Source organism: Brevibacterium sp. HMSC07C04 (genome assembly GCF_001815905.1).
Classification (GTDB): Bacteria; Actinomycetota; Actinomycetes; order Actinomycetales; family Brevibacteriaceae; genus Brevibacterium.
Window position 1 is genome coordinate 74,801 of sequence record NZ_KV823244.1, and the last position, 3,227, is coordinate 78,027.

Here is a 3,227-nt window from a genome sequence, read left to right on the forward strand (position 1 = left end):
ATCCCCGCCACACGCTGCCGGATCACGCGCCCACCTGTAGATCACGTGTGCGCACCTCAGCATTCACGGTGCGGGCGATGGGGAGCCGTTTAGGGGTCATGGTCTCAGGCATTCGGGGTCTCCGTTCGATGTGTGGCGCCCACGCCCGGTTCGAACACCGTCAGTGAGAACCGGGTAGGGACATCGGTCGAGTTGATGTAGGCGTGGGGAGCATCGCCGGGGAACGACAGTGCGTCGCCTTTTGCGAGGTCATAGTGGTCGCCGCCCACTTCGATCGCGACTGCTCCGTCCTGGACGTGGAGAAGCTCGCGGGTGCCTTCGCTGTGGGCCTCGCTGTCGTGCCGTTCGCCCGGGGCGAGCGTCCAGTCCCACAGCTCGACCACATCTGGCGGCTCCGTGCCCGCGACCAGCACGCCCCGACCCCCTGCGTCGCCGGTCCACAGGACAGCGCCCTGCCCACTGCGCGTGAGCTTCGCTGCGCGCGAGGCCGGAGGTTCCACAAGAGCCGGAAGGCCGATGCCCAGCGCATCCGAGAGCAGTAACAGCGTTCCCACGCTCGGATTCACGGCACCCTGTTCGACGTTCACGAGCATGCGGCGGCTCACTCCAGCGAATCCAGCGAGCTGATCGAGAGTCCATTCTCGACTTTTGCGCTGCTGCTTGACTCGCGTGCCGATCACACGCGCTAACGACTCTGTACTCACATCCACGAAGTGCACAATATTGCACTATTGGTGCATGGTCAATGAAGGCTGTCTCGGCTTTTGTATGCGCAGTCGGCTCATGGCCGATTTAATTGTCCGCGAGCTGTCGGAATGCCTGTAGTTTCTGCGGCAGATGAGTGGCGCCTCGAGCCGGATCTCCGTACTCACAGCAATACATCCTCACGGCTCTCCTCAGCAGTGCCTCGTGATTATTCGTTGTCGAGGGCAGCTGGGCCGGGGGGCTTATGCTTCCAGGTGGAGTCGCCTGGCCTGCCAATGGTTGATCAGCCAGCGGTCGTGGGTGGTGATGACAAGCGTGCCCGTCCAGCTTGCCAGAGCCTTTTCGAGGGCTTCGAGAGTGTCGAGGTCAAGGTAATTTGTCGGTTCATCAATGAGGAGGACCGCCGGCTGGTCTGCCAGTGCGACAGCGAGTTGAGCCCGGCGCTGATTGCCGTCGGACAGGTGGGAAATCGGTGTTGTCCACATGGACGGGTGGAGGATTCCTCGTCCGGTGGAACCCACTCCGCTGTCCCAGATGTCGTCTGTGAAGCCGGGGTCGCCGCATTTTGGCAGCCTCTGGGGCACCAGCGCAATGTCGTCGTCTCTGGTGATCGATCCCGATGCCGGTGTGTCCGCGGGCGGCTTGCCATCAGCGATCCAGCTGATCAGTGTGCTTTTGCCTGATCCGTTAGGGCCGGTGAGCAGCAGATGTTCTCCGTAGGACAGATCGAAAGTCGTTGGCGAAAGCCTGCCGGTTATTGTTGCAGCGCGGGCTGCGATTGCCGACCCTGCCGGTTCGTCACCTGAACGCGCGGGAAACGAAAGTTCGTACAGCCGAGGTTTGCGCACTTCGTGTTCTGCTAGGTGTTCTAAACGGCGATCGTCGTTTCGGGTGCGGCGGACCGCTGTTGCGGCAGCCCGGTCGGCGAAGAACTTCTTCTCTTTTCCTTGAGCAGTTGCAAGACGCACACCGCCGCGGGCGATCTTTTGACTGCCCTGGCGGTGTTCCTCAATACTGCGTTTCTGTTCCTGTTGAGCAGCGTGAAGTGCACGGTGTGCGCGGTGGGCTTTGTCTTTCGCTTGGAGATAGTCCGTGTAGTTTCCGGAGTTTTTGTGCAGACCGCCTGGTTCAGTGGTGCCGTCCGCACGCGAGAGCTCGTGCCACACCACAGTGTCTAAGTCGTAGAGCACTGTGGCAACAGACTCGATGAAAGCCCGGTTGTGGCTGGCTGTGAGTACTGGGCCGCTCCAGCCCATAACCACTTCGGTGAGGAACTCGATGGCATCGTCATCTAAGTGGTTGGTCGGTTCATCGAGGACAAGAGCGGGAGGCCGGAGCACAAGCAGAGCGGCCAGCTGCAGCCGTGCTTGTTGACCAGGGGAGAGTTGTCTAAGGCGCAGGGATTCAGCGTTTTCGGCTGCGATGCTGAGCCCTAGACCCCTGAGTGTCTTGTTGAGGCGAGCGTCGATCGACCACGCATCGCGGCTTTCGAGTTCACTCAGCAACCGGTCGTAGCGGGCAGCAACTGAGTCGGAGCTGTCGTGGGCAAGCTGCTCGGTGACGGACTCGAATTCGGATATGAGGTTCCGCAGAGGCGAAAGTGCGGTTTCCATGCTTGCGGAAACAGTCTGCTCGAGATCGTCAAAACAGGACTGAATCGAGGCGGAGGGGGTGGACTTGGGAACCTCGACTTGTCCTGAATCGGGGAGAAGATGCCCTTGAGCAATAGCGAGCAGGGTCGATTTTCCTGAACCGTTCGGGCCTACGAGGCAGGCACGTTCACCTGGGCCGACAGTCAGATTGATCTGCGAGAGCAGAGGTTTGCTTGAGTAGGAAAAGGAAACGTTATCAAGAACGATAGAAGGCACAGTGATCTCCAGTGAGCGGAAAACGCGGACGGCGTCTCAGCGTTGCTGAGTGAAGATCACAGAACCATTCGTTGAACGTACTCCTGAGCAGAAGGCGCATAGCTGAGTTGCGCTGGTGTTGACAGCGGGGCGAAGCCGCCAGATAACAGATACAACGTACCAAGGGCACACCATGATTTCAAAGAAGCTGCGTACCCGCTGTGCTGGCTGTGCTTGTGGTCTCGTCACTTCAGCGGGAGGGGTCTGTGCCTTCCTGACACAGTGCACAGGCCAAGGAGTACAGTGGTGTCCAAAGGGGCCGTAGCTCAGTTGGGAGAGCGTCTCGTTCGCATCGAGAAGGTCAGGGGTTCGATTCCCCTCGGCTCCACGTTGTGAAGTCCCGGGACATCGTTCACTCGATGTCCCGGGATTTTTTGTGTGTGGGGCGACTGGTGTGTCGGGTCATCGTTCCCCCGCTGTAGGTGCTGCACACCCCAAGCTGGAGCATGTGCCCTGATCTGCAGAACCCGCTGAAACGTGCGGGCTGCCTCTTGCCGCCGCGGCTGCTGGATGGCTGACTATTCCGCGTCTCCGCACCGTTAACGACAAATCCACGCTTGAGCCGCACGGCGACTCCCTTGAGCAACAGAAACTCCCGTCAGCAGTTGTTGCTAA

The 3,227-nt window shown here is 60.0% G+C and carries 2 protein-coding genes and 1 tRNA gene; 1 reads left to right on the forward strand and 2 read right to left on the reverse strand.

The features are described from left to right. Positions 1-104: 104 nt before the first annotated feature. Positions 105-704: a helix-turn-helix domain-containing protein gene (locus HMPREF3162_RS02655; protein WP_371089253.1), complete on the reverse strand. Its 600-nt coding sequence runs from the start codon at positions 702-704 to the stop codon at positions 105-107. Between the two features lie 243 nt (positions 705-947). Then, positions 948-2,573, reverse strand: a complete 1,626-nt coding sequence (locus HMPREF3162_RS02660; RefSeq protein ID WP_070776833.1) for an ABC-F family ATP-binding cassette domain-containing protein — start codon at positions 2,571-2,573, stop codon at positions 948-950. A gap of 294 nt (positions 2,574-2,867) precedes the next feature. Between HMPREF3162_RS02660 and HMPREF3162_RS02665 the strand changes: the two genes are divergently transcribed. Beyond that, positions 2,868-2,940 (forward strand) — tRNA-Ala (locus tag HMPREF3162_RS02665). The last annotated feature ends 287 nt before the right edge of the window (positions 2,941-3,227 follow it).